Origin of the sequence: Bradyrhizobium valentinum (assembly GCF_001440405.1) — a bacterium.
In the GTDB taxonomy this organism is placed as follows: Bacteria; Pseudomonadota; Alphaproteobacteria; order Rhizobiales; family Xanthobacteraceae; genus Bradyrhizobium; species Bradyrhizobium valentinum.
In genome coordinates this window covers 1-894 of sequence record NZ_LLXX01000156.1, presented here as the reverse complement: position 1 = coordinate 894, position 894 = coordinate 1, and the positions used below count along the sequence as shown (strand labels likewise).

The following is an 894-nucleotide window of genomic DNA, read 5'->3' as shown; positions in this document are numbered from 1 at the left end:
CGGCGGGTCAGCGTCGACGCCATGATGATGACGAGGTCGCGCTTTTTCGCCAGCAGTTGCGGCAACGCCGAAATGCCGTCGAGCTCCGGCATTTCGATATCGAGGACCGCGACATCGGGCTTGACGCGTTCGATCTGGTTGACGGCGTCGAGACCGGTGCGCAGGGAGGCCGAGACCTCCATGTCCGGCTCGGCGCCGATCCAGCGCGAGATCATCCCGCGGATCACGACGGAGTCGTCGACCACCATGACACGCAGCTTGTCTTGCCTTGTCGAGATTGGCGGCGGAGACCTCGTTAACGCAACACTCATTACTTCACCCGACCCCAACTCAAGCCGCACACTTACAAGGACAACGCCGAAGGCCGTTGAGCCGCCGGGATCACATACGCGAGATCAGATCAGGCCGACTTCCTGGAACTTCGCGGTGACGATGTCCTTGTCGAACGGCTTCATGATGTACTCGTTGGCACCGGCATGCAGCGCGCGCGCAATGTGTGCGACGTCGTTTTCGGTGGTGCAGAACACCACCTTGGGCGCATCGCCGCCGGGCATGCGGCGCAGATTGCCGAGGAATTCGTAGCCGTCCATGACGGGCATGTTCCAGTCGAGCAGAACCGCCTCAGGCATGGCGCGCTTGCAAACTTCAAGCGCCTTTTGGCCGTCCTCGGCTTCGACGATCTGAAAGTCGAGACCTTCGAGGATGCGGCGTGCGACTTTTCGGATGACGCTCGAGTCATCGACGACCAGACATGTTTTCATTTTAGGCTCCAATTGCACCAGATCCCAGGAGGGACGTTTTTCATTCCAGGTTCGGTCTTCATGCCGCCATCAGGTCCGGCACGATTTCGAGAACGCGATCGACGTCGAGGACGACCATGAGCTGGCCGTCGAG

Annotated in this window: 2 protein-coding genes and 1 pseudogene; all 3 read right to left on the bottom strand. The window is 60.3% G+C overall.

Going from position 1 to position 894, the window contains the following annotated elements; genetic code table 11:
• Positions 1 to 311 (bottom strand): response regulator (locus CP49_RS47965; RefSeq protein WP_245310906.1); only part of this gene is annotated, 311 nt, incomplete at its 3' end.
• 84 nt (positions 312 to 395) lie between these two features.
• Entirely contained in the window at positions 396 to 761 is a 366-nt protein-coding gene (locus CP49_RS27805) for a response regulator (protein WP_057853338.1), read from the bottom strand.
• 58 nt (positions 762 to 819) lie between these two features.
• A pseudogene (locus CP49_RS47960) lies at positions 820 to 894 on the bottom strand (chemotaxis protein CheW); the annotation flags it as partial.

What these genes read in the sequence shown, in the direction of transcription:
- CP49_RS27805 (WP_057853338.1), bottom strand. Translation starts at nt 761, where the DNA reads ATGAAAACATGTCTGGTCGTCGATGACTCGAGCGTCATCCGAAAAGTC.